This is a genomic window from Streptomyces sp. NPDC057474 (assembly GCF_042802555.1).
GTDB lineage: Bacteria > Actinomycetota > Actinomycetes > Streptomycetales > Streptomycetaceae > Streptomyces.
Genome location: NZ_JBHVDX010000147.1, coordinates 1 through 25,277, shown reverse-complemented (window position 1 = coordinate 25,277; position 25,277 = coordinate 1). Strand labels below are relative to the sequence as shown.

Below are 25,277 nucleotides of genomic sequence, written 5' to 3'. Positions count from 1 at the left end.
CAGTGTCTTTCAGGGGCGCGGGGAGCTGCGCGAGCAACCCCACACCACCCGCACCCGCCGACGAATCCGCACCCCCGAGCTCCAAGGCGCCCAAGAACCGGGGCACAGCTCCCGCCCCGTACCCTTGTGCCGTGAGCAGCCCCTCCCCCGACGCCCTCCTGGGCCCCGCCGACGTCCGTGAACTCGCGGCCGCGCTCGGCGTGCGCCCCACCAAACAGCGCGGCCAGAACTTCGTGATCGACGCGAACACGGTCCGCCGGATCGTGCGGACCGCGGACGTCCGCCCGCAGGACACGGTCGTCGAGGTGGGCCCGGGTCTCGGCTCTCTCACCCTCGCCCTGTTGGAGGTGGCGGACAGGGTCACGGCCGTCGAGATCGACGACGTCCTCGCCGCCGCGCTGCCCGCGACGATCGCCGCCCGCATGCCCACCCGCGCCGGCCGTTTCGCCCTCGTGCACTCGGACGCGATGCAGGTGGCCGAGCTTCCCGGCACGCCGCCCACGGCCCTCGTCGCGAACCTCCCTTACAACGTCGCCGTGCCCGTGCTGCTGCACATGCTCGAGACCTTCCCGACCATCGAGCGCACCCTCGTGATGGTCCAGGCGGAGGTCGCCGACCGGCTCGCCGCCGGGCCGGGCTCGAAGGTGTACGGCGTGCCGTCGGTGAAGGCGAACTGGTACGCGGAGGTCAAGCGGGCCGGGGCGATCGGGCGGAACGTCTTCTGGCCGGCGCCGAACGTCGACAGCGGGCTCGTCTCGCTCGTCCGCCGGACCGAGCCGATCAAGACCACCGCCGCCAGGCGGGACGTGTTCGCGGTCGTCGACGCGGCCTTCGCCCAGCGGCGCAAGACGCTGCGGGCCGCCCTCGCCGGCTGGGCCGGTTCCGCGGCCGCCGCCGAGGCCGCCCTCGTCGCCGCCGGGGTCTCCCCGCAGGCCCGCGGCGAGTCCCTGACGGTCGAGGAGTTCGCCGCCATCGCCGAGAACCGCGTCACCGCCGAGAACCGTGTCACCGAGGACGCCACCGACAACAAGACCGACAACAAGACCGACAACAAGACCGACAACAAGACCGACGACAAGGAGTCCCGGCAGTCGTGAGCGTCACCGTTCGCGTCCCCGCCAAGGTCAATGTGCAGCTCGCGGTCGGAGGCGCCCGGCCCGACGGCTTCCACGACCTGGCCAACGTCTTCCTCGCCGTCGGGCTGTACGACGAGGTGACCGCCACCCCCGCCGACGAGCTGACCGTCACCTGCGAGGGCCCCGGCGCCGACCAGGTGCCCCTGGACCGTACGAACCTCGCCGCCCGGGCCGCTCTCGCGCTGGCGGAACGCCACGGCATCGAGGCCGCCGTCCACCTGCGCATCGCCAAGGACATCCCCGTCGCGGGCGGCATGGCCGGCGGCAGCGCGGACGCGGCCGGGGCGCTCCTCGCCTGCGACACGCTGTGGGGCACGAACACTTCGCGCGACGAACTCCTCGACATCTGCGCGGAGTTGGGCAGCGACGTGCCGTTCAGCCTGGTGGGCGGGGCGGCCCTCGGGACGGGCAGGGGTGAGCAACTCCAGCCCCTCGACGTGGGCGGCTCGTTCCACTGGGTCTTCGCCGTCGCCGACGGCGGGCTCTCCACGCCCGCCGTCTACCGCGAGTTCGACCGGCTCCACGCGCACGACGTCGTCCCCGAGCCCGTCGCCTCCCAGGTGCTGCTGGACGCGCTCGCCAAGGGGGACGTCGACGCGCTCGCGGCCTTCCTGCCGGACTCCAACGGCCTCCAGCCCGCAGCCCTCTCGCTCTTCCCGAAGCTGGCCGACACCCTCGCCGAGGGCCGCGCGGCCGGCGCGCTCGCCGCGCTCGTCTCCGGCTCGGGCCCGACCACGGCCTTCCTGGCCCGGGACGCCGACTCGGCCCGCACCATCGCCGAGGGGTTGCTCGCGTCCGGTACGTGCAGGGCGGCCAGGGTGGCCGACTCACCCGCGCCGGGTGCGACAGTGTCCGGGAAGCCCAAGCCCAGGTACTCAGACGCGAGTTGAGTACGGGAGCGCTGATGCCCACCCGGGCGTCGGCGCGACCGTACTCCCATGAGTGCAAGCGTGAGTGCGAGCGAGCTCGCCGCCGCCACCCCGTCCACCCGTGACCGGTACGTCGACCTCCTCCGCGTCGCCTCCCTCGGCACGGTCGTCCTCGGCCACTGGCTGATGGCGGCGGTCACGACCGGTGGCGGGGGAGACGGGCAGGTCGAGGTGGGCAACCTGCTCGCCGTCGAGCCGCGGCTCCAGATCCTCACCTGGGCCCTGCAGATCATGCCGGTGTTCTTCTTCGTCGGCGGCTTCTCGCACGCCCTCTCCTACCGCTCCCTCAGCCGCAAGCACCCGGACGGCGGCTCCGTCTACCCCGCCTTCCTCCGCGCCCGCCTCCAACGGCTCCTGCGGCCCACCATGGTGTTCATAGGGGTGTGGGGCGCCGCCGCCGTCCTCCTCCAACTCGCGGGCCAGGGAGGCGGACTGCTCGACGTGGCGCTGCGGCTGGTCGCGCAGCCGCTGTGGTTCATCGGGATCTATCTCGCGATGGTCGCCTTCACCCCGCCGCTGCTCACACTGCACGAAAGGTACGGGTGGGGCGCGTTCGGGGCGCTGGTCGCGGCGGCGGGGGCCGTCGACGTGCTGCGCTTCGCGCTCGACGTGCCCTTCGTCGAGTTCCTCAACTTCGCCTTCGTGTGGCTCGCGATCCACCAGCTCGGATTCCTGCGTGCCGACGGGCGGCTGACGCGGCCGCATCTGCTCGCCGGGGCCGGGCTCGCGGGGGCCGCGCTGCTGGTGGCGTACGGGCCGTATCCGCTGTCGATGGTCGGGATGCCGGGCGAGAAGGTGTCGAACATGGCGCCGCCGACCTTCGCGCTGCTGTGCCACGGGCTGTGGCTCGTCGGCGCGGTGGAGTGGCTGCGCGGGCCGGTCGGGCGGTGGCTGGAACGGCCGAAGGTGTGGCGGGCGGTCGTCGCGGCCAACGGCATCTCGATGACCGCGTTCCTGTGGCATCTTTCGGCCATGCTCGGGGTGTACGGCGTACTGCTCGCCCTCGGCGCCGACCTGCCCGCGCCGGCGTCGGGCGCCTGGTGGGTCCAACTGCCCCTCCGTATCGCCGCCGCGGCCGTCCTCACGGCGGTCCTCGTCGCCGCCTTCCGGAGCTTCGAGCGGCCCGCCGCTCGATCGTCCCGAGCGAGCGGTTCGCGCAGGTCGGGCGCGTATTCCGGCCCCGCCGCCGCCCTGGGGGCGACCCTGTGTCTCTTCGGTGTGCTCGGGCTCTCCATGGTCGGGTTCGGCGGGCTTTTCGATGGGCGCTCGGCCCTGCTGATCGCCGTCCAGGTGACCGCGCCGACGGCGGTGGCGATGACACTCGCCGGGTGGTCGCTGGTGGAACTCATTGGTCGTGGTGAACGGTCAAGTGCTTGACCGAGGTGGTCCCGTGGAGGAAATGTGCAGGTCAGGCATTGGTCTGGCGTACCCCTCAGTTTGTAACCCACGCCACAGCATTTTTAATGTTCAGAAAAATCCCTTCTGGGTCCTTTTGTGGATGTCTGCCCGTCGTTTTCGGGTGGCATGATCTCGATCCCCGGTGCCTTGTTACCGGCGGTACTTCCCGTGTGCGTGGTGTCGTCCCCGCGGCGGGCGAGAGGGATTCCTCATGGGACACATGGACCACTTCAGCGCCGGATGGGTCACCCCCGTCCTCTCCTACGTCATGGCCTGCGTCGGCTCCGCCCTCGGACTGCGCTGCACCGTCCGGGCACTTGAGGCCGAGGGCGCCTCGAAACGGAACTGGCTGACGCTGGCGTCGTTCGCCATCGGCTCGGGCATCTGGACCATGCACTTCGTCGCGATGATGGGCTTCGGGGTGGAGGGGACGCCGATCCGCTACGACGTCCCGATGACCGTCCTCAGCCTGGTCATGGCGATCGCCGTCGTCAGCGCCGGTGTCTTCACCGCCGGTTACGGCCGCTCCCGGGTCCGCGCGGTGGCCTTCGGCGGCCTCGGCACCGGGCTCGGCGTGGCCGCGATGCACTACACCGGCATGACCGCGCTCAACCTGCACGGCGAGATCAGCTACAACCCGTCCCTGGTCATCGCCTCCGTGGTGATCGCCGTCGTGGCCGCGACCGCCGCGCTCACTCTCACACTGATCGTGCGGGGCGGTGTGCTCGCCGCGATCGCCGCGCTCGTCATGGGGCTCGCGGTCAGCAGCATGCACTACACCGCGATGTACGCCGTCAGTATCGATCTCGCGCCCAGCACGGCCCAGTTGGCGGGGGCCACGGCTACGGAGTTCCTGTTCCCGCTGGCCGTGCTGCTGGGATCGTTCCTCTTCCTGACCTCGGCGTATGTGGCGCTGTCGCCGACGGGGAAGCGGGCGGAGTCTTCTTTCGCCGATGAACTGCTGCGTGAGGTCGAGCTTTCGACGGCGTGAGCGCTCCGCTTCGAGCGTTGTCGTGACCTGCGGGCCGGTGGGGGCTGGTCGCGTCCACGCGGCGGAGCCGCAAATCCGACACAGCCCCGCGCCCCTTACGAGGCGTTTGAGTCGCCCTCCCCGAGCGAGGTCCCCAAATGAAATTTCTCCGTGTAACCGCCCGGCTGCGTCCCAGATCCGTGCGGGCGAAGATCGTCGCCCTGCTGATGCTGCCCATCGTGTCGTTGATGGCGTTGTGGAGCTATGCCGCCGTGACGACCGTGGCCGCCATCGGTGACACCGAGCGTGCCAAGGACGTCAACAGTGAACTGCTCGCGCCGGTCGCCGAGTTCGTCACCGCGTTGCAGGCCGAGCGGACGGCCGCCATGCGGTACGCCGCCAAGCGCAGCGAAACGGGTCTCGACGACCTGAGGGCCGACCAGCAGGCCACCGACAAGGCCGTGACGGCGCTCCGCGCGGGCCTCAACTCCTCCAGCTCGGACGCGGCCCTCATCGACACCGTCCTGCCCGCCCGCCTGGACACCCTCGAATCCGACTTCAGCGATCTCGCCGCCCTGCGCGCGGACGCCACCGGGTCCGACGCGAAGTCCACCGGGAAGGACTCGGTCTCGAAGGCGTACACCGCGTACTCGGCGGTCATCGACCACGCCTTCGCCGTGACCGGCGCGCTCACCAGCGAGAAGGGCACCGACGCGACCTCCGAGGCGCGTGTCGTCCTCGAACTCTCCCGCGTCCGTGACGCCGTGGCCCGCGAGCAGGCCCTGCTGGCCGCCGCCACCGCCTCCGGGACGCTGGGCAAGGATCAGTACGCGCTTTTCATCGGCGCCGTCGCCACCCAGCGCGAGCTGCTGAAGCCGGCCGTCGCCGACCTCAAGGCCGAACACCAGCCTGCCTACAACGTGCTGCTGGACAGCGACAGTTACGCCTCCCTCGTCAAGGTCGAGGACGGGGTCACGGACGCCGGGGCGGGGCCGGTGTCGGCGGCCGTGCTGAAGGACTGGGACTCCTCCTCGACGGCCGTGCTGGAGGGCCTCGCCGAAGCGGAGGAGGACGCGGGAACGGGCGCTGCCGCCAAGGCGGACGTCTTCGGCTGGGACACGCTCGGCGCGTCCGGCGTCGCGGTCGTCCTCGGTCTCGTCGGCGTACTCCTGTCGCTCCTCGTCTCCGTGGGCGTCGGGCGCGGTCTCATCGTCGAACTCCTCGACCTGCGCAACTCCGCCCTCGAAGTCGCCGGACGCCGCCTGCCGCAGGCCATGCGCAAGCTGCACGCCGGGCAGGGCGTCGACATCGACGCCGAGGCCCCGATGCGGCGCCTCGCCGGCGACGAACTCGCGCAGGTGGGCACCGCGTTGACCGCCGTGCAGCGGGCCGCGCTCAAGGCGGCCTCCGAGCGCGCCGAACTCCTCAGCGGCATCTCCGGGGTGTACGTCAGCCTCGCCCGCCGCAGCCAGGTGCTGCTCCACCGCCAGCTCGACCTGCTCAGCGTGATGGAGCAGCGCCAGCAGGAACAGCAGGACCACGTCGAGCTGTACGACCTCTACCGGATCGACTACCTCGCCACCCGGATGCGGCGCCACTCCGAGTCGCTGCTCATCCTGTCCGGGATCGCCCCCGGCCGCGGCTGGCGCGAACCGATCGCGCTGTCGGACATCCTGCGGGCCGCCGTCGCCGAGATCGAGGACGCGACCCGGGTCCAGATCTGGGCCGCACCGCGCGTGTCGCTGAACGGCGGTTCCGTCGCCGACGTCATCCATCTGCTCGCCGAACTCGTCGAGAACGCCGCCGCGTTCTCCCCGCCCTCCACCAAGGTCCAGCTGCGGGCCGCCCTGCTGCGCGACGGCATCCTCATCGAGGTCGAGGACAGCGGGTTCGGCATGAACGAGGAGGCGATGGCCGAAGCCAACCGCAAGATCCAGTCGGAGAAGGTCGACCTCCTCGACGCCAAGCAGATCGGCCTCATCGTGGTGAACCGCCTCGCCGACCGTCAGGGTCTGCGCGTCGAGCTGCGCCAGTCGACCAACGGCGGCGTCGCCGCGGCCGTCTTCATCCCCGAGCACCTGATCCGCGACGACATGCCCGTCCACCACGAGTCGGCCGCCGACGCCCGCTCACTGGCCCCGGCCTCGGCACTGATCCAGCAACAGCGCCGATAGGCGCCCGCAAGACCGCCGTGCGCCTCGGGGCGTGGTGTCCCCGGGGCGCACGGCGTCGTCGTGGAGGTTCTGCCAAACGTTTGGTCGAACTCGCGTGTTCTAACAAACGTTTGGCCGGACACTCCGTCAGAAGGTCAGCTTCCAGCTGTTGATGTAGCCGGTGTCCGCGCTGTAGACGTCCTGCACCTTCAGCTGCCAACTCCCGTTGACCGTCGTCTCGCTGGACGCGTCGACCGTGTAGGTGGCGTCGACGTTGTCCGTGGAGTCGGAGGAGCTGCTGCTCTTCAGGCGGTACGTCGAGCCGTCCGGGGCCACGAGGTCGATGACCAGGTCACCGCGGTAGGTGTGGACGATGTTGACGTACACGGACAGGTCGCTGGGGGCGCTGCCGGTGAGACCGCTGACGGCGATGGGCGAGTAGACGGCGGAGCCGGCGTCCGGGATGGAGACGTCGGTGGTCGACTCGAAGGCCGTACCGGTGTCGCCACCGTCGTCCCCGCCGTCGTCCCCGTCGCCGCTGGGCGTGACCTGGAGCAGCAGGTTGGGGCTGCCGGTGCCGACGCTGGTGAGGGTGGAGGCGGAGGCTGCCGAGGTCAGGGCCGTGGTGACCGCCGAGGGCGAGGCGCTCGGGTTCTCGCCGAGGTAGACGGCGGCCGCGCCGGCGACGTGCGGGGACGCCATCGACGTACCGGAGTAGGTCGCGGTGGCCGTGTTGGAGCTGTTCGACGCGGAGGTGATGGACGAACCCGGCGCGAAGATGTCCAGCGAGGAACCGTAGTTGGAGAACGACGACCGGGCGTCGGCGCTGGTGGAGGCACCCACGGTGATGGCGCTCGCGACGCGGGCCGGGGAGTAGCCGGCCGCGTTGGCGTTGTCGTTGCCGGCCGCGACGGCGTAGGTGATGCCGGCCGCGATGGAGTTGGCGACGGCGGCGTCGAGGGTGGAGTCCGCGCTGCCGCCGAGCGACATGTTGGCGACGGCCGGGAACTGGGCGTTGTCGGTCACCCAGTCGATACCGGCGACGACACCGGCGGTCGTGCCGGAGCCCTCGTCGTCGAGGACGCGGACGGCGACGATGTCGGCGGCCTTGGCGACACCGTAGGTGGTGCCCGCGACGGTGCCGGCGACGTGCGTGCCGTGCCCGTTGCCGTCGTCGGCGGAGGAGTCGTCGTCGACGGCGTCGTAGCCGTACGAGGCCTGGCCGCCGAAGTCGGTGTGGGTGATCCGTACGCCGGTGTCGATGATGTAGGCGGTGACGCCGCTGCCCGCGCTGCCGGGGTACGTGTACGACGAGTCGAGCGGCAGGTCGGCCTGGTCGATGCGGTCAAGGCCCCAGGTCGCGCCGGTCTGGGTGTCGCTCATGTGGACGGTCTTGTTGGCGGCGACCGTGGCGACGGCCGGGTCGGCGGCGAGCTGCTTCGCCTCCGCCTCGGTCATCTCGGTGGCGTAGCCGTTCAGCGCCTTCTTGTACGTCTGCTCCACCTCGGCGCCGTACCGGGTCGCGACCGCCTTGCCCTTGCTGGAGGCCGCCTTGAAGGGGAGGCTCTCCTTGAGCGTGACGATGTAGCTGCCCTTGATGGCGTTCTCGGCGTTCGCACCGACGATCTTGCCCTGCGCGGGTGCCGCGACGGCGGGGGTGGCGGTCGCGGCACCGACGGTGAACAGGGCCGCGGCGGACACCACAGCGGCGAGCGCGCCGCGTCTGCGGCGACCGGGGGCGTGGGGGGCGGGGGAGTTCTGCACGAACATTGGGGGTGGTTCCCCTCTCGTGAGGACTTGCGCGGACTGACCAGCGTGGGGGGTGGCGTCCTGGTGACATACGGTGACGGAATTGACGAGGTCACGTCAATAAGGGGAATCCCTACGTCCGGGCTGCGCCGCTCGGCCGGGGCGCCTAGTGGCTCGGGGGGTCGGTGTGGTTCGGCGGGTGCGGGTGGCTCGTGATTTCTCGCGCAGTTCCCCGCGCCCCTGAAGGGGCCTGCGGCCCTTCAGCGAAAAGGCATGGGGCGCAGCCCTTGCCTTTTGAGGGGCGCGGGGAACTGCGCGACCAGCCCCCACCCACCCGCACTTGTCCGCGCGAGCGTTCGGGCCGCCGCCGGTCCCGACCGTGGGGGGCGAGAGCGTCGCCGTGGCCGAGTGAAGCGTTCCGCCCCCGGTCCCGGAGTTCTGCCCCCGCTCATGGCGTCCCCCGGCCCTCGTTCCTGCCGCCCGTCACACCCCTTCGCCCCGCCGACTACCCTGGAGGGTCGATCGTCCCCGTGTCAGGAGAGTAATGGCCGTCAATCTGGTCAATGTCGAGAACGTCAGCAAGGTGTACGGCACCCGCGCCCTGCTCGACGGGGTCTCGCTCGGCGTCTCCGAAGGGGACCGGATCGGCGTCGTGGGGCGGAACGGGGACGGCAAGACGACCCTGATCCGGATGCTCGCCAAGCTGGAGGAGGCCGACACGGGCCGGGTCACCCACTCCGGCGGCCTCCACGCCGGCGTGCTCACCCAGCACGACTCCCTCGACCCGGCCGCCACCGTCCGGCACGAGGTCATCCGGGACATGGCGGACCACGAGTGGGCGGGGAACGCCAAGATCCGGGACGTGCTCACCGGGCTGTTCGGCGGGCTCGACCTGCCCGGCTTCCCGCAGGGGCTCGACACCGTCATCGGCCCGCTCTCCGGCGGTGAGCGGCGGCGCATCGCGCTCGCCAAGCTGCTCATCGAGGAGCAGGACCTGATCGTCCTCGACGAGCCCACCAACCACCTCGACGTGGAAGGCATCTCCTGGCTTGCGGGCCACCTGCGGGAGCGGCGGTCCGCGCTCGTCTGCGTCACCCACGACCGGTGGTTCCTGGACCAGGTGTGCACGCGGATGTGGGACGTGCAGAAGGGCTCGGTCTTCGAGTACGAGGGCGGGTACTCCGACTACGTCTTCGCCCGCGCCGAGCGTGAGCGCATCGCCGCCACCGAGGAGACCAAGCGGCAGAACCTCGTCCGCAAGGAGCTGGCGTGGCTGCGGCGCGGCGCCCCGGCCCGTACGTCGAAGCCGCGGTTCCGGGTCGAGGCGGCGAACGAGCTGATCGCGGACGTGCCGCCGCCGCGTGACACGAGCGAGCTGATGAAGTTCGCGTCGTCCCGGCTGGGCAGGACCGTTTTCGACCTGGAGAACGTCACCGTGCAGGCCGGGCCGAAGGTGCTGCTGAAGCATCTGACGTGGCAGCTCGGGCCGGGCGACCGGGTCGGCCTCGTCGGGGTCAACGGCGCCGGCAAGACCTCCCTGCTGCGGGCCATGGCGGACGCCGCGCGCAGCGAGGGGGAGAAGCAGCCGGCCGCCGGGCGGGTCGTCACCGGCAAGACGGTCAAGCTCGCGTATCTGTCCCAGGAGGTCGCCGAGCTCGACCCGGACCTGCGGGTGCTCCAGGCCGTGCAGCAGATCCGCGACCGCGTCGACCTCGGCAAGGGGCGCGAGATGACGGCGGGACAGCTCTGCGAGACCTTCGGCTTCAACAAGGAGAAGCAGTGGACGCCGGTGGGCGACCTCAGCGGTGGTGAGCGGCGGCGGCTCCAGATTCTGCGGCTGCTGATGGACGAGCCCAACGTCCTCTTCCTCGACGAGCCGACGAACGACCTCGACATCGAGACCCTCACGCAGCTGGAGGACCTGCTCGACGGGTGGCCCGGGTCGATGATCGTGATCTCCCACGACCGGTTCTTCGTCGAGCGGACGACCGACAGGGTGTTCGCGCTGCTCGGCGACGCGGCGCTGCGGATGCTGCCGCGGGGGATCGACGAGTACATCGAGCGGCGTCACAAGATGGAGGAAGTCGCGGCCGCCGCCTCGCCTGTTGCCGTGAAGGCCGCCTCGGAGAAGGCAGTCTCCGCCGCCGACGCCCGTGCCGCGAAGAAGGAACTCCAGAAGGTCGAGCGGCAGTTGGACAAGGTCTCCGAGAAGGAGGCGAAGTTGCATGCGCGGATCGCCGAGAACGCGACGGACTTCGCGAAGGTGGCGGAGCTCGACGCCGAGTTGAGGGCGTTGCTCGGGGAGAAGGAAGAGCTGGAGATGCGGTGGCTGGAACTCGCCGAGGACGCGTGAGCGCTCCGCGGGTGTGGGGGAGCTCCGTCAGGGCTGATGTTCGATGCCAGGTGCGGGTTGTACGTGGTTGATCGCGCAGTTCCCCGCACCCCTTCAGGGCGCTTCCCCTGGTCGGCGCCCATAAGTCCCCCGCCCTCAAATGGCGTATCGCGGACGGCGCGCACGTCCCGTGAAGGGGGCGTGAAGGAGCGTAACGAGGACATCACGGGCCGGTTCTCCCTTGGGAACAGGGGAGCGACCGGCCCCGTGCGTGGGAGCGTCGCAGTGATAGAAAGAGCCGTCTGAGAACAGTCTGAGAAGCGACACCACGCGTGACCACGGGTGGCTCGAAAGCAGCGAAACAGGGGGAAAGCGCTGATGGTTCAGCCACCCGATCAGCCGCCGCAGGGCGGCTACGGAGCACCACAGAACCCGCCACCGCAGTCACAGCCGCAACCGCCGCAACAGCCGTACGGCTACCCGCAGACGCCCCCGCCGCAGGGCCCGCCCGCGCAGGTCCCCGGCTACGGCTACCCCCAGCAGCAGCCACCCGCGCAGCCGGGCCCGTACACGCAGCCCGGCCCGTACGGACAGCCGCAGCAGCCCGGCGCCTACGCCCAGCCGCAGCAGCCCGGCCCGTACAACCCGGCGTCGCAGGCCGGTTACGGCTACCCGCAGTCGCAGTACCCTGGCGCGCCCACCCCGCCGCCGGTCGGTGGCGGCGGTGGTTCCAGGAACCTCTTCAAGGGCAGGCCCGCGGTGATCATCGGCGCCGCCGTGGCCGCGCTGCTCGTGGTCGGCGGCACGGTGTTCGCGGTGACGAGCCTCGGGGACGACGACGAGAAGAAGCCGGTCGCCAAGGAGAGCGCGAGCCCCACCGAGGACGACAAGCCCTCGACCTCGCCCTCCGTGCCCGTCAACCAGGGCGACGGCAGCGGCGACGGTGGCGAGGACCTCGACGTCTCCGACCTCAACGCGGACCGCAAGACCGGCGAGGCGAAGGTGCTCTGGTACAAGAGCGCCCCCGACGCCCCCGGTTCCGGCGCGAGCGCCCCCGGCCTGTGGGTCACCGACAAGGTCGCGGTGAAGGCGGCGTACAAGCAGCTGTTCGCCTACAACGTCGGTGACGGGAACCCCGCCTGGGACCCGATCGAGTTCGAGGGCAAGATCTGCGCGGTCACCCCGAAGGCGACCTCCGGCGACCGGATCGTGGTCTCGTACCAGAGCGGCACCGGCGACAACGCCGAGTGCGACCAGCTCCAGCAGATCGACCTGAACACCGGCGACAAGGGCTGGTCGGCGGAGCTGGAAGAGGGGGACCTGTTCGACAGCGCCATCAGCGTCGGGCTGTCCGTCACCGGTGACACGCTCATGGTGGGCCGCTCGCAGTCCGGGACGGCGTACGACATCAACACCGGCAAGAAGCTGTTCGACAAGAAGAGTTACGGGCAGTCCTGCTACCCGGCCGGGTTCGCGGGCGCCACGCGGCTGATCTCCGTCTCCTCCTGCGCGGTGACCACCGACAAGGAGCACGACGAGGTCCAGGAGCTGGACCCGAGGACCGGCAAGGCCAAGTGGACGCGGAAGATCCCCAAGGGCTGGAAGGTCGAGCACGCGTACTCCGTGGACCCGGTCGTCCTCTACCTCACCAACGAGGAAGAGAACACCTGGAACATCTCCACCCTCAAGGCCGACGGCTCGACCCGCTCGCAGGTCGAGTCCGACGACTCGTTCGCGCCCGAGTGCGACGGCGGGATCCTCACCCGCGACATGCAGGGCTGCACGGGCGTCGCGGCCGACGCGAACACCCTGTACCTGCCGACCGAGGAGAAGGACGGCACGAACGAGATCGTCGCCCTGAACCTCTCGACCGGCAAGGAGAAGTGGCGCGTCAAGTCCCCCTCCTCCGACGCGGAGATCTCCCCGGTCAGGATCGAGGGTTCGAAGCTCATCGCGTACGTCGAGTCCTCGCGCGACGCGGGCGGCCAGGTGGTGTCCGTTCCGACCACCGGCAACAGCCGCCAGGCGACCAAGCTCATCCAGATGCCGGCGAGCGCCGCGGAGATCGAGAGCTCCTTCTACTCGAAGGCCATCGACTACGTGGACGGGCGCTTCTACATCTCCACGACCCTGCTGAACGGTGTCGACGACGCGAAGGAGAAGTTGATGCTGGCCTACGGCAAGTGACGCGCGCGACCGCCGCGGGCCGCGGACCGGCCTGGTCCGAGCTGTCGCCACAGGCTGCGGACCGGCCGTGTCCGTGCCGTCGCCGCAGGCCGCGGACATCGGCCTGCCGACGCCACCGCCGCCCGGCCCCGCCGTGACCCGGTCGACATCCCCAATCGTCCCTCACCCCTCCTCCGAGATCCGCTTCGAGGTATCCACGTCATGACGCAGCCGCCCCCGCCGAACCAGCCTCCGAGCCCGCCCCCGAACCAGCCGCCCGCCCAGCCTCCGGCCCAGGGTCAGGGCCAGCAGCCCGCCCAGCCTCCGGCCCAGGGTCAGCCCCCGGCCCAGGGTCAGCCTCCGGCCCAGGGTCAGCCCCCGCAGGACGCCCCGCCGCAGGGCGGTTTCGGCGCGCCCACACCCCCGCCGCCCGGCGGTTTCGGCGCCCCGACGCCCCCGCCGCAGGGCCCACCCGCCCCGGGCCCGGGCTACGGCTACCCGCAGGCACCGCCGGCGCAGCAGACCCCGCCGCCGGCCCAGCCGCCGCAGGCACCCCCGCCCGCGCAGGGCCCCGGCTACGGCTACCCGCAGACGCCTCCGCCGCCGCAGCCCGGCTACGGCTACCCGGGCCAGCCCGGCCAGCCGGGTCCCTACGGCCAGCCGCAGCCCGGCCCGTACGGCCAGCAGCCGCAGCCGGGTCCCTACGGCCAGCAGCCACAGCCCGGCCCGTACGGCTATCAGCCGCAGACCATGCCGATGCACCCGCAGGTGGGACAGGCCCCCGTCGGCAAGAAGAAGCTCAACTCCACGGCGATCATCATCACCGCGGCGGTCGCCGCCATCGCGCTCATCGCCGCCGGCGGCGTCTATGTCGCCACCTCCGGCGGGGACGACGACAACGGCAAGAAGGACACCGCCAGTTCGGAGGGCACGACCGGCGGCAAGGACGACACCAAGGGTGACGACGGCGGCTCGTCGTCGTCCGGCGGTTCGTCGACCGGCGGTGTCGAGGTCCCGACCGAGGCGCAGGAGAAGGTGCCCTCCAGCACCAGCGCGAAGATCCTTTTCCAGGTGCCCGCGCACGAGGTCAAGGAAAAGCTGCAGATCGACAGCGTCAAGGGCTCCTGGCTGACGAAGACCACGTACGCCAAGGCCGCCCTCAACAAGATCATCGGCTATGACCCGGACAGCGGGAAGTCCAAGTGGACGCTGGACCTGTCCGGTCAGACCTGCGCGGGCTCCCGTGAGATCACCACCGAGGGCATCGCCGTCGTGGTGACCGAGTCGGCCAAGCGCAAGAACAACGACGACCGCCAGCCCTGCACCGAGGTCACCGCGTTCAACGTCGAGACCGGCAAGGAGGTGTGGACCAAGAACGCAGACCTCAGCGGCAGCAAGGTGCCGTTCGGCGAGGTCACCATCTCCGGTACGACGGTCGCCGCGGCCGGCGGCTACTCCGGCGGCGCCGCGTTCGACGTCAACTCCGGCAAGGTGCTGTGGTCGCCGAAGGCCGGCGAGTGTGTCGACGACGGCTACGCGGGCGGCGCCCAGCTGATCGCGGTCCGCAAGTGCGGCGACTACGGCAGCGAGACCTTCGAGATCCAGCTGCTCGACCCGAAGTCGGGCAGCGTCAAGTGGACGTACAAGGTGCCCTCCGGCATCCAGCGCGCCAAGGTCATCTCCACCAACCCGGTGGTCTTCGGTGTGGTGACGGGCAGCGACATCCCGCTGACGGGCACGACCGACATCTTCTCGCTCGACGACAGCGGCAAGCTGCGCGCCAAGATCTCCATCCCGGACGACAAGTACGACTACGAGTGCCCGGTCCGCGGTGTCTGGGCCTGCAAGGGCATCTACGTCGGCAACGACAAGGTGTACATGCCGACCAAGAACCACGACGGCACCGGCTCCTACAGCTCCACCAACGAGATCGTCTCCTTCTCGCTGGCCACCGGTAAGTCCACCGGCGACCGGGTCGACGCGGGCGATGACTACGAGCTGTTCCCGATCCGTATGGACGGGCCGAACATCATCGCCTTCAAGGACGGCCCGTACGACAAGGGCGCCCAGATCGTCTCCGTCGACGGCAAGACGCTGAAGCAGACCATGCTTCTGGAGACCCCGTCCTCCGAGTCGGTGCTCCGCGCGATCAGCGGCATGACGCCGACGCTGAGCGAGATGCTCTACACCGACGGACGGTGGTTCATCGGCTCGGAACTCGTCAGCAAGCCGTACTCGGAAGACGAGAAGGAGTACACGGCGCTCGGATTCGGGGCGAAGTAACCCCACGCGCCCCCTCGGCCTCGTTCCACGGCCCCGCCCCAGCTCAGGGGTGGGGCCGTGCACGTATCCCTCATCACGCTCGAATGGGAGGGAATTTCGGTAATCCGGGGCACATCTCTCCCATAGGGGGAGCGCAACGTCGAACAAGCGTGTAGCTTCCGGGGGCATGAGAGCGGGGGAGCCGACGGGGAAGTCGGGGGGCTTCTGTCCGTGAAGACCAGTGGGCAGCCATAGTTGGCAACCATCTGGGGGGACTGGGGGGTGGGGTGGCTCGATGGGAGTGCGGCTCATGGTGGTCGACGACCACCGACTGCTGGCCGAGGCGTTGGCCTCGGCGTTGAAGCTGCGGGGGCACCGGGTGCTCGCGGCGGCGGCGCCCGCCGCGGGCGCGGCGGAACTGGTGATCACAAGGGCACCCGAGGTGTGCCTGCTCGGCACGGCGACACCGGCCGAACCGGGGATCTTCGACCCGGTGGTCAGGATCAAGCGCGAACGTCCGCAGGTGGCGGTGCTGGTCCTCGGCCCGGTGCCCAACCCGCGCGGCATCGCGGCCGCGTTCGCCGCGGGCGCGTCGGGCTACGTACGGCACGACGAGCGCATCGAGGGGGTCGAACGGGCCATCATGAAGGCCCGCGCGGGAGAGGCGGCGGTGGCGCCCCAACTGCTCCAGAGCGCCTTCAGCGAGCTGCTGAACCCCGCCGCCCAGCCCGACGACGAGGGCCAGCGCCTCCTGCAGATGCTGACTCCGCGCGAGGTCGAGGTCCTGGTCCGCGTCGCGGACGGCGAGGACACGAGACTGATCGCGGCGGGCATGAACATCGCCCCGTCGACCGCCCGTACGCACGTCCAGCGGGTGCTGATGAAACTGGGCGTGGGGTCGAGGCTGGAGGCGGCGGCGCTGGCGGCCCGCACGGGGTTGCTGGACCGCGCGGGGCCGGTACCGCACCAGGAGGGGTAATCACCCTCGGGGTCTGCTGAACCTGCCGGAGGTTATGGCGTGGAGGAGGTGGGCGACGGCGGTGGGGGTGGTGGCCATGACGGTGGCTGGGGTGTCGGATTCGCGGAGGTGGAGGGTGGGGTGCGCTGCCGCGAGTTCGACGCAGGTGTTGCCGTCGCCGCCGTCGGAGAACGTCGACTTCTGCCAGAGCAAGGCCTTAGCCATTAGGGGCCTCACAGTTCCTTCGACAATCGGTGGATGAAGTCACGCGACGCGATGGGCTCCAGCGACGCCTCCTTCACCTTACGGAAGAGTGTTCGGAGTTGCTTCAGGCGGGGCTCTGCATCGATGAACATGGTTCCGGTGGGGGCATCGCGTAGCCCGGTGTCCAGTTGGGCCACCGGGCCGCCCGCGTACATCATCGAGGCGCCGGCGCCCGCGAAGCCGTCCTGATCCGTGGGGATGACTCGCACAGTGACGTGAACCTGCTCGCTCTGCTCCAGGATCTGGCGGAGTTGAGCGCGGGCGACGGCCCGGTCGGCCACGCGAAGGCGCAGAGCGAACTCGTGGATGAGCGTCTCATACGGGGTGGGGCTACCCCCTTCGATGACAGCTCGCCGCCGCATCCGGTGTTCCACCCGGGGGTTCAACTCGCTGTCGGGCAGCCCGGGGACCATGTACGAGTAGACGGCGCTTGCGTAGTCGGCGGTTTGTAGAAGCCCGGGCACATGCGTGATCACCACCTCGCGGAGCAGCGCGGCATGGTGCTCAACCTCGGCGGTGTCCAGGAACACCGGCGGCAACACTCCCCGGTACTCCTCCCACCAGCCCCGCGTGCGATCGGTCGCCATCGCCGCCAGGGCCTCGATCAACCCGTCGTCCGTACAGGCGTAGTGAGCGGCGAGGCGCCGTACCCGAGCGGCGCTCACACCCGCGACCCCGGACTCGATCTGGCTCATCTGGACCGAGTCGGCTCCCAGGAGTGCCGCGGCCTCCCGAGCCTTCATGCCGGTCGCCTCGCGCAGTTTGCGCAGCTCGGATCCCAGCCGCACTCTGCGGGCCGTGAGGTGCCTCTTCGTCGGCACGGGTGCCTCCTCGTCCCAACTGCCCTGTGCGCGTCGCTCGTTCGGGGGTCAGAATACGGCAGAGGGTTGCGGCATCCTAAATTTAGGAAATACCGTCAGTCATGCACCGCGCACTCTGCGGCATCACCGGCACCCCGGAAGCGCACCACTCCGTCACGCCACGACGGCTGAGGCAATGCCACCGCCCGCCCAGACCAACTCCCCACCTCACCCCACCACGGAGCTGACCCATGCCCGAAATCGCACCCGAACCCTGGGAGTACGTCCTCCACATCCCCCACGACCCCCGAGCCGTCACCGTCTCCCGCCGCACCCTCCGCCTGATCCTCACGATGCACGGCCTGACCACCCTCCTGGACACCGCCGAACTCCTCGCCACAGAGCTGATCGCCAACGCCGTACTCCACACCAAGGGCCCTGCCGCCCTCCGTGTGTGCTGGTCGGGCAACACCCTGTGGATCGGCGCCTGGGACGCCGACCCCGAACCCCCGGAACCCCCATGCCACTTGGCGAAGCCCGACACGGAGACCGGCCGAGGCCTCGCCCTCGTACGCGCCTGCACGGACGTGTGGGGCTGGCAGCCGTCCTCCCGATTCGGCCACTCGGGCAAATACGTGTGGTGCGAACTGATGGCCGCGTAGCTCGTTATTCACGCCGACAGAAAGGAGATCCGATGGTCAGCTCGCCACACGAGGCGCTGCATCAGATCTGCCAGAAGGACACCGAGGGGATGATCCGCAGCTTCCGGCGGCTGTTCCATGTGCCGTTTCCGGAGCCTCGCTCGATCTCCGTGGTCAACACGGACCTGACGGAGATCGCCCCGGTCGAGCGCCGCGTGGACAGTCTGGTGCGGGTGGACACCGATGAGGGCGACTTCCTGCTGGTTCTGGAATCACAGGGGAGGAAGGACGAGAGGAAGCGGGGAAGTTGGCCGTACTACCTCTCGTACCTCTACGAGAAGTACCGCTGTGAGCCCGTACTCATCGTCATGACTCAGAACCGTGCCACCGCCCGCTGGGCCGCCCAGCCCATCCGGTTCGGTCTGCCGGACTGGGCCTCGCTGGTCGTACGGCCGCTCGTCCTCGGGCCGGACAACGTGCCGGTGATCGCGGACGAGGCGGAAGTGGCCCGGGATGTCACCCTCGCGGTGTTTTCGGCGATCACGCATGGTAAGGGCAGGGGTGCCGCCGCGATACTGGAACCACTCGCAGCCGTTCTGGATACCGTGGACCCTGACACCGCGTCGGTGTTCGCGGAGCTGGTCGAATCGGGCTTGGTGGACGCCCAGGCGAAGAAGGTGTGGAGGGAGCTGATGATGCCGGTGAACTACTTCTTCAAGAACCCGGTCGCGGTGAAGCTGCGCGAGGAGGGGCGAGTCGAGGAACGGATCGCGGAGCGGATCGCGGGCATTCTGCGTACCCTCGACCGGCGTCAGATCGAGGTACCCGAGTCCGTGCGGCAGCGGGTGCGCGGCTGCACCGACCCCGACCTGCTCCAGGTCTGGGTGGACCGCGCTTATGACGTCACCGACGCGGCCGACCTGTTCGACGACGCCTGACAGGCCGGCCCTAGATTGATCTGGGGCCACGGTGGGGGCGTCAGACCCGCTCCTGGGGGCGGTGCGGTCCGCTGGGCAGCTCTGCCTTGATCGTGTCGCCCGGGCGGACCGCGCTGCCCTCCCTCACGATGCTCGTGATTCCGGCCTTGCGCACGTTGTTCCCGGCCTTGTCGCGGCCGGGAGCCCGCTTCAGCAGCCCGTCCTGAAAGTTGTCGATCCGCAGGCAAGGTTGCGCAGGCCGGCACCCGCAGCACCGCGTTGTTCCCGATGCGCAGCAGCGTGCCGACCGGCAGGCCGAGCAGATCGATGCCGCAGGTGGTGACGTTCTCGCCGAGATCACCGGGCACCACGTACGTGTGGTGCGAACCGGGGGTGACGTCGCGCCCGGCCGGCTCGGCACGCGCCTGACGAGCGGTCGCGGACCTCGAACCTTCCCCGTGGCGGTAGTTACCTGTTTCGGGCGGAGTCCCGCACCGGCCCGGCCGCGAGCCGTTCCTCTCCTCGTCGTTCCCGTCAGGTGCCGTTCTGGCGGTGGCAGCCCACGCCGGACAACGCGTTCCATCACGTCGCCGACGCGCCGACCTGTGGGCTTTGACAGGTACGCGATCTGTGCTCCATCATCATTTCACTAGTCGACTAGTGAAATGGTGGTGAAGGGGTTGGAGTTCCGCATCGACAGGCGGAGCGGGGTCGCCGCCTATCAGCAGATCGTTCAGCAGACCAAGCAGGCGCTCCGGCTCGGCGTACTCGGGCCCGGGGATCAGCTGCCCACGGCCAAGGCGGTTGCCCAGGCCTCCGCGGTCAACCCCAACACCACGCTCAAGGCGTACCGCGAGCTGGAGCGGGAGGGGCTGGTCGAAGCGCGGCCGGGACTGGGGACGTTCGTGCGTCAGTCACTGGCTCGTCCGCAGGCGGCGGTGGATTCGCCGTTGCGCGGCGAGCTGGAGAGCTGGATGGACCGGGCCCGCGAGGCGGGTCTTGAGCAGGACGACGTGACCGCTCTGGTCACGTCGGTGATGGAGCAGCGGTACGCCGGGACCGAGCCTGCCGCCGGACACGCGTGAACAGCGACAACAGCAACAATGGGACCAAGGGGACACGCATGACGAGCTATGAGACGGGCTACGGGGGGCCGGCGGACACGTCCGCGATAGAAGCCCGCGGGGTGGGCCGGAAGTACCGCCGGGGCTGGGCGCTGCGGGACTGCTCCTTCCGGCTGCCGGCCGGGCGGATCTGCGGTCTGGTGGGCCCCAACGGGGCCGGCAAGACCACGTTGATGGCCATCGCCGCCAACCTGCTGGAACCGACCACCGGCACCGTGCGGGTGTTCGGCGCGGCCCCGGAGTCCGCGGAGGCCACCCGGCGTACCGCGTTCCTCGCCCAGGAGAAGCCCCTGTTCCGGCGCTTCACCGTCGCCGAGACCCTGCGCATGGGCCGCGAACTGAACCCCGGCTGGGACCAGCGGGCCGCCGAGAACATCGTCCGCGCGGGCAACGTGCCCTTCGACGCGAAGATCGGCACGCTCTCCGGCGGCCAGCGCACCCGGGTGGCCTTCGCCGTCTCCTTCGGCAAGCGTCCCGACCTGCTGCTCCTCGATGAGCCGATGTCGGACCTCGACCCGCTGGTGCGCCACGAGTTGATGGGCACGCTGCTGGCCGAGGCCGCCGAGCGCGGCACCACCGTGCTGATGTCCACCCACATGCTCGCCGAACTGGAGAACACCTGCGACTACCTGCTGGTCATCGCGGGCGGCGGGCTGCGCCTGGCCGGTGAGGTCGACGAGCTCCGCACCGCCCACGCCGTGCTGACCGGGGTCCACTCCGACGGGCGGACGCCCCCGGAGCTGGCGTACCACACCGTGGTCGAAACCCGTACCAGCGGACGGCAGTTCACCTCACTCGTACGCCCCGACGGGCCGGCCAACGGCCCCTGGGAGGCGAGCACCCCGAACCTGGAGGAGCTCCTGCTCGCCTATCTGCGCTCGCCCGAGGCCCCGCCCCTGATCAGTCCCAGCTCCTACGTCGGCCCGCAGGCGGTGGCGGCATGAGCACGATGACCAGCACCGACAACACCGACAGCGCCGACAGCGCCTTCTCGGACTCCGCCCGCACCGAAGCCGGCCGTGGCCGTGGCCTCCGGCTCAGCGGCATGAACTGGCTCGTCTGGCGTCAGCACCGCGCCGCCTACTGGACGCTGCTGGCCGCCACCGCGGTCACCGTGGCGGTGCTCGTGTACCAGCGCCACCAGATGATCACGTACCTCGAAGGGTACGGCTACCCCCACCTCAAGTCCGGCTGGGAGGACAAGTTCGACCAGGTGCCGCTCGACTCGGCCGCACAACTGCTCGGGCTCCTGCCCATCCTGATCGGTGTCTTCGTCGGTGGGCCCCTGCTCGCGGGCGACCTGGAGACCGGCACCGCCAAGCTGGTCAACGCGCAGTCCGTCAGCCGCGTTCGCTGGCTCGCCACCAAGCTCGGGGTGACCGCGCTCGTGGTCGTGGTGTGCACCACGGCGCTCTCCGCCGCGTTCACCTGGTGGTGGTCGCCGGTCAAGTCGTCGTCGTACGTCATGGATTGGGCCGACAGTCCCGCCTTCGACAGCAGCGGACCCGTGCCCGTGGCGCTCACCCTGCTCACCGTCGTCGGTGGCGTGGCGATCGGCATGCTGCTGCGCCGGACCCTGCTGTCCATGGTCGTCACCCTGGGCTTCGCCGTCGCGCTGCAGGTGGTCTGGTCGTACTTCAGGATGTCCCTCGGGAACGTCATCACGGTCACCAGCCACAACGGTGTCGGGGACAACTCCACGCCGAACGTGCCCGACGGCGCCCACCAGCTGGACGAGTCCTACCTCACCGCCTCCGGCGACCTCATCGGCTGGGGCAGCTGCGCCGAGGCGACGGAGAAGGCCAGAGACGCCTGCCTGGACAAGGCGCAGGTCGTCGGCTGGTCGATCGACTACATCCCGATCTCCCAGATGTCCTCCATGCAGTGGCTCGGCTCCTCGATCCTGCTCGCCCTGACCGCCGGCATCGCGGTGTTCGTCATCCTCTGGGGTCGCAAGCGCCTCGTCTGACATCTGTCCGAGCGCCTCGTCCGACCCGATCCTCCTCGCAGTTCTCTCTCCGTACGCGGCCGAGCGGCCACAGCGTCGCTCCGCCGCGCCCCGATGCTGCCCCGAACCGGCGAACGAACCGCCATGAACCTTATGGAAAGGCTTGAGTTGAAGTCGCACAAGCGCAGGAAACGAGCGGTCACCACCGTCCCGCTGGCGGCCGCCCTGGCGGCGGCGCTCGGCGCCGGGCTGCTGGCGAGCACGACCGACAGCGCCCAGGCCGCGCCCTCCACCGGCACCGGCACCGGCGCCCCCGCCAGGACCGTCACCCTCGTCACCGGCGACCGGGTGACCCTCGACGCCGAGGGCAAGGTGACCGGCGTGACGGCCGCCGAGGGCCGCGAGGGGATGGCCTTCCGCGTCCAGCAGGCCGCGGGCCACGCATACGTCCTGCCGCGCGACGCCGAACCGCTGATAGCGAACGGGACCGCCGACCGGCGGCTGTTCGACGTGACGCAACTGGTGAGTTCGCGCTACGACGACGCCCGCCGCTCCGACCTGCCGCTGATCGTCACCTACGACAAGGGCGCATCCGTCTCGGCGAGTACGTTCCGCAGCTCGGGCGCGACCGTCCGGCGGGACCTGCCGAGCATCAACGGCGACGCCGTACGCGCCCGCAAGTCCGAGGGCGCGGGCCTGTGGGAGACCCTCACCAGCGGCACCGGCTCCGCGAAGGTCAGGAAGATCTGGCTGGACGGGAAGGTGAAGGCGACCCTGGACAGGAGCGTGCCGCAGATCGGCGCGCCCGCGGCCCACGCGGCGGGATACGACGGCAAGGGTGTCAAGGTCGCCGTCCTCGACAGCGGCGTCGACGCCACGCACCCGGACCTGAAGGACCGGATCGCGGCGGCGAAGAACTTCTCCACCGCCGCGGACACCGTCGACCGAGCGGGGCACGGCACGCACGTGGCCTCGACGATCGCGGGTTCCGGGGCCGCGTCTCCCGCAGGCGCGAAGTACGAGGGCGTCGCGCCCGGCGTCCGGCTCCTGGTCGGCAAGGTGCTCGACGACTCCGGCGAGGGCGACGACTCCGGCGTCATCGCCGGTATGCAGTGGGCCGTCGCGCGGGGCGCCGAGGTCGTCAACATGAGCCTGGGCGGTACCGACAGCCCCGGCATCGACCCCGTCGAGCAGGCCGTCAACGACCTGTCGGCAAGCTCCGGCGCCCTGTTCGTCATAGCCGCGGGAAACGAGGGCCCGGGCGAGGGCACCATCGGCACCCCCGGCAGCGCGGCCGCCGCGCTCACCGTCGGCGCGGTCGACCGCCGGGACGCCATCGCCGAGTTCTCCAGCCGCGGCCCCACGGCCGACGGCTTCCTCAAGCCCGACCTCACCGCGCCGGGCGTGGACATCGTCGCCGCCAAGGCCGCTGAAGGCTTCATGGGCGACCCCGCCGCCGACGGCTATGTCTCCATGAGCGGTACGTCGATGGCGACCCCGCATGTGGCGGGCGCCGCCGCGATCCTGGCGCAGGAGCACCCGGACTGGACCGGCCGACAGATCAAGGCCGCCCTCACCGCCTCCGCGAAGCCGACCGCCGCCACCTCCGCGTACACGCAGGGCACCGGCCGGGTGGACGTCGCCAGGGCGATCAACCAGCGGCTCACCAGCAGCCCGACCGCGCTGGGCTTCGGGACACAGGAGTACCCCCACACCGACGACCGGCCCGTCACCAAGGACGTCACGTACCGCAACGCGGGCACCGAGCCGGTCACCCTCGACCTGGCCACCGAGGCCTACGGCAACGACGGAAAGCCCGCCGCCGAGGGCCTGTTCACCGTCTCGCCGCAGCGACTCACCGTCCCGGCGGGCGGTGAGGCGACCGCCACCGTGACCGCCGACACCCGCGTGGGCACGGCCGAGGGCGGCTTCGGCGGCTCGCTGACCGCCACCACCGCCGATGGCACCACGACCGCGCGCACCTCCCTCGGCGTCGTCCGCGAGGTCGAGTCGTACGACCTGACCATCAAGCACCTCGACCTCAAGGGCAAGGCCCCGGACGACGCCGCGACGGGTATCTACGGCCTGGACAACGACATCTGGACGGAGGCCGTCTCCGACAGGGACGGCGAGGTCACCATCCGTCTGCCGAAGGGCCGTTACGCCCTGGAAGGAATGTTCTTCACCGGCAGCGCCGGACGGTCCGTGCTGCTGTACCCGAAGTTCGCGCTGACCAAGAACACGACTCTGGTCATGGACGCCCGGAAGACGAAACCCGTCAAGGTCACCGTGCCGGACGGCGCGGCCAAGCCCAATGGCGCGATGTTCTTCTTCCACGTCGACGTCAACAACAAGCCGTACACCTCTGTGTACGACGCCCCCTCTTTCGGCAGCATCCGCGTCGGACAGCTCGGTGCCCCGGCGCCGGCCGCCGAGGTGTCCGCGATGTACCACGGCATCTGGACCCACAAGGCCGACAACTACCGGCTGGCCTGGAACCGTACGGGTGACCTGTCCGGCTTCACCAAGAACGTCAAGCGCTCGCAGCTCACCAAGGTCAAGGTCGTCGTCGGTGCGCCGGTCAAGGGCAGGACGGCGAGCGTCTGGGCCGCGCCGCTGATGCCCGGCGGCTTCTACAACCTCTTCCGGACCGAGGGCCGCCTGCCGCTGACCGGCACCGACTACGTACTGCCCAACGGAATCAAGTGGTTCTACCAGACCAGCCAGCTCGGCGCCCCCGATGCCGAGGGCTCCCCGACCTGGGAGAACACACAGGTCAGCGCGGCCAGGGCGTACGCGGCGGGCAGGGACTACACGCAGCGCTTCAACATCGGCGTCTTCGGCCCGTCCCTCCCTTCTGACCCCTTGGCGAACGGCGGCGACAGGACCGGAGCGGTCCGCGTCGGCGACACCTTCGCGGCGTACGTGCCCTTGTTCTCCGACGGCGTCGGCAACACGGGCACCTCCACCCACACCAAGGCCAGGAGCTCCCTCTACGCCGACGGCAAGAAGATCTTCGCCGTGAACGACCCGCTGAACGGCGACTCGTACACGGTTCCCGCGGGCAAGCGGACGTACAAGCTCGGCGTGGACGTCTCCCGCGCTCCGGCGCAGTACGCGGTCAGCACCCGTACGACCGCCACCTGGACCTTCGCCTCGGCCCACGTCGCCGGTGACACGCCCAAGCGGCTCCCGCTGACGGTCGTCCGCTACACGCCCACCCTGTCGACGGCCAGCACCGCCAAGGCCGGTACGACCCTCACTGTGCCCTTCAGCCTGCAGGGCGCGGCCACCAAGGTCGGCACGCTGCGCAAGCTGGCCTTCACCGTCTCCTACGACGACGGCAAAACCTGGAAGAGCACCACCCCCGTGGACGGCAAGGTGCTCAAGCTGACCAGCCCCGCCAAGCCCGGCCCGGTCTCGCTGCGCGTCGCCCTCACCGACGCCGACGGCAACACCCTGACCCAGACCATCCATCGCGCCTACCGCACCACCAAGTAGGAGGACAGAAGACGCGGTTGGCCCCCGCC

Annotated in this window: 18 protein-coding genes and 1 pseudogene; 15 read left to right on the top strand and 4 right to left on the bottom strand. The window is 70.2% G+C overall.

Going from position 1 to position 25,277, the window contains the following annotated elements; all coding sequences use genetic code 11:
• The first annotated feature begins 131 nt into the window (after positions 1 to 131).
• From rsmA to ACFU53_RS31900, 5 genes are all read left to right on the top strand, one after another.
• Positions 132 to 1,097: a 16S rRNA (adenine(1518)-N(6)/adenine(1519)-N(6))-dimethyltransferase RsmA gene (rsmA, locus tag ACFU53_RS31920; protein WP_384000144.1), complete on the top strand. Its 966-nt coding sequence runs from the start codon at positions 132 to 134 to the stop codon at positions 1,095 to 1,097.
• A complete protein-coding gene (locus ACFU53_RS31915; protein WP_384000141.1) occupies positions 1,094 to 2,026 on the top strand; it encodes a 4-(cytidine 5'-diphospho)-2-C-methyl-D-erythritol kinase in 933 nt (310 codons plus the stop codon). Before rsmA ends, ACFU53_RS31915 begins: the two co-directional genes overlap by 4 nt.
• 48 nt (positions 2,027 to 2,074) lie before the next feature.
• Complete coding sequence (locus ACFU53_RS31910) at positions 2,075 to 3,442, top strand: acyltransferase family protein (protein WP_384000138.1); 1,368 nt, start codon at positions 2,075 to 2,077, stop codon at positions 3,440 to 3,442.
• Between the two features lie 232 nt (positions 3,443 to 3,674).
• Positions 3,675 to 4,454, top strand: a complete 780-nt coding sequence (locus tag ACFU53_RS31905; RefSeq protein WP_384000135.1) for an MHYT domain-containing protein — start codon at positions 3,675 to 3,677, stop codon at positions 4,452 to 4,454.
• Between the two features lie 137 nt (positions 4,455 to 4,591).
• Positions 4,592 to 6,607 carry a nitrate- and nitrite sensing domain-containing protein gene (locus ACFU53_RS31900; protein WP_384000132.1) on the top strand — a complete coding sequence of 672 codons (2,016 nt, stop codon included), beginning with the start codon at positions 4,592 to 4,594 and terminating at the stop codon, positions 6,605 to 6,607.
• A 126-nt stretch (positions 6,608 to 6,733) separates the two neighbouring features.
• On the opposite strand, the gene ACFU53_RS31895 is transcribed toward ACFU53_RS31900, so the two are convergent.
• Entirely contained in the window at positions 6,734 to 8,356 is a 1,623-nt protein-coding gene (locus ACFU53_RS31895; RefSeq protein ID WP_384000129.1) for a S8 family serine peptidase, read from the bottom strand.
• A gap of 523 nt (positions 8,357 to 8,879) precedes the next feature.
• Between ACFU53_RS31895 and ACFU53_RS31890 the strand changes: the two genes are divergently transcribed.
• From ACFU53_RS31890 to ACFU53_RS31875, 4 genes are all read left to right on the top strand, one after another.
• Positions 8,880 to 10,688, top strand: a complete 1,809-nt coding sequence (locus ACFU53_RS31890; RefSeq protein WP_384000127.1) for an ABC-F family ATP-binding cassette domain-containing protein — start codon at positions 8,880 to 8,882, stop codon at positions 10,686 to 10,688.
• A gap of 357 nt (positions 10,689 to 11,045) precedes the next feature.
• The gene (locus ACFU53_RS31885) at positions 11,046 to 12,854 is read left to right on the top strand and encodes a PQQ-binding-like beta-propeller repeat protein (protein WP_384000124.1); all 1,809 of its coding nucleotides are present in this window, start codon (positions 11,046 to 11,048) and stop codon (positions 12,852 to 12,854) included.
• Positions 12,855 to 13,055: 201 nt separating this feature from the next.
• Positions 13,056 to 15,116 carry a PQQ-binding-like beta-propeller repeat protein gene (locus tag ACFU53_RS31880; protein ID WP_384000121.1) on the top strand — a complete coding sequence of 687 codons (2,061 nt, stop codon included), beginning with the start codon at positions 13,056 to 13,058 and terminating at the stop codon, positions 15,114 to 15,116.
• Positions 15,117 to 15,390: 274 nt separating this feature from the next.
• Entirely contained in the window at positions 15,391 to 16,074 is a 684-nt protein-coding gene (locus ACFU53_RS31875; protein ID WP_384000118.1) for a LuxR C-terminal-related transcriptional regulator, read from the top strand.
• On the opposite strand, the gene ACFU53_RS31870 is transcribed toward ACFU53_RS31875, so the two are convergent.
• Together ACFU53_RS31870 and ACFU53_RS31865 are read right to left on the bottom strand one after the other, a co-directional pair.
• On the bottom strand, positions 16,075 to 16,278 hold the full coding sequence (locus tag ACFU53_RS31870) for a DUF397 domain-containing protein (RefSeq protein ID WP_384000115.1): 204 nt from the start codon (positions 16,276 to 16,278) through the stop codon (positions 16,075 to 16,077). It abuts the gene before it with no gap.
• A gap of 8 nt (positions 16,279 to 16,286) precedes the next feature.
• Entirely contained in the window at positions 16,287 to 17,060 is a 774-nt protein-coding gene (locus ACFU53_RS31865; RefSeq protein ID WP_384000147.1) for a DUF5753 domain-containing protein, read from the bottom strand.
• Positions 17,061 to 17,368: 308 nt separating this feature from the next.
• Here ACFU53_RS31865 and ACFU53_RS31860 point away from each other — a divergent pair, with 308 nt between their 5' ends.
• Together ACFU53_RS31860 and ACFU53_RS31855 are read left to right on the top strand one after the other, a co-directional pair.
• Positions 17,369 to 17,779, top strand: a complete 411-nt coding sequence (locus tag ACFU53_RS31860) for an ATP-binding protein (RefSeq protein WP_384000112.1) — start codon at positions 17,369 to 17,371, stop codon at positions 17,777 to 17,779.
• Positions 17,780 to 17,811: 32 nt separating this feature from the next.
• Positions 17,812 to 18,696 (top strand): hypothetical protein, encoded by an 885-nt coding sequence (locus ACFU53_RS31855; RefSeq protein ID WP_384000109.1) that lies wholly within the window; start codon positions 17,812 to 17,814, stop codon positions 18,694 to 18,696.
• 40 nt (positions 18,697 to 18,736) lie between these two features.
• On the opposite strand, the pseudogene ACFU53_RS31850 reads toward ACFU53_RS31855, so the two are convergent.
• Positions 18,737 to 19,046 (bottom strand): annotated as a pseudogene (locus ACFU53_RS31850) (MOSC domain-containing protein); the annotation flags it as partial.
• A 294-nt stretch (positions 19,047 to 19,340) separates the two neighbouring features.
• Between ACFU53_RS31850 and ACFU53_RS31845 the strand changes: the two are divergent.
• From ACFU53_RS31845 to ACFU53_RS31830, 4 genes are all read left to right on the top strand, one after another.
• Positions 19,341 to 19,760 carry a GntR family transcriptional regulator gene (locus tag ACFU53_RS31845; RefSeq protein ID WP_384000106.1) on the top strand — a complete coding sequence of 140 codons (420 nt, stop codon included), beginning with the start codon at positions 19,341 to 19,343 and terminating at the stop codon, positions 19,758 to 19,760.
• A 38-nt stretch (positions 19,761 to 19,798) separates the two neighbouring features.
• Entirely contained in the window at positions 19,799 to 20,743 is a 945-nt protein-coding gene (locus ACFU53_RS31840; protein ID WP_384000104.1) for an ABC transporter ATP-binding protein, read from the top strand.
• Positions 20,740 to 21,768: an ABC transporter gene (locus tag ACFU53_RS31835; RefSeq protein ID WP_384000101.1), complete on the top strand. Its 1,029-nt coding sequence runs from the start codon at positions 20,740 to 20,742 to the stop codon at positions 21,766 to 21,768. Before ACFU53_RS31840 ends, ACFU53_RS31835 begins: the two co-directional genes overlap by 4 nt.
• A 93-nt stretch (positions 21,769 to 21,861) precedes the next feature.
• Entirely contained in the window at positions 21,862 to 25,248 is a 3,387-nt protein-coding gene (locus ACFU53_RS31830) for a S8 family serine peptidase (RefSeq protein WP_384000098.1), read from the top strand.
• Positions 25,249 to 25,277: the final 29 nt, after the last annotated feature.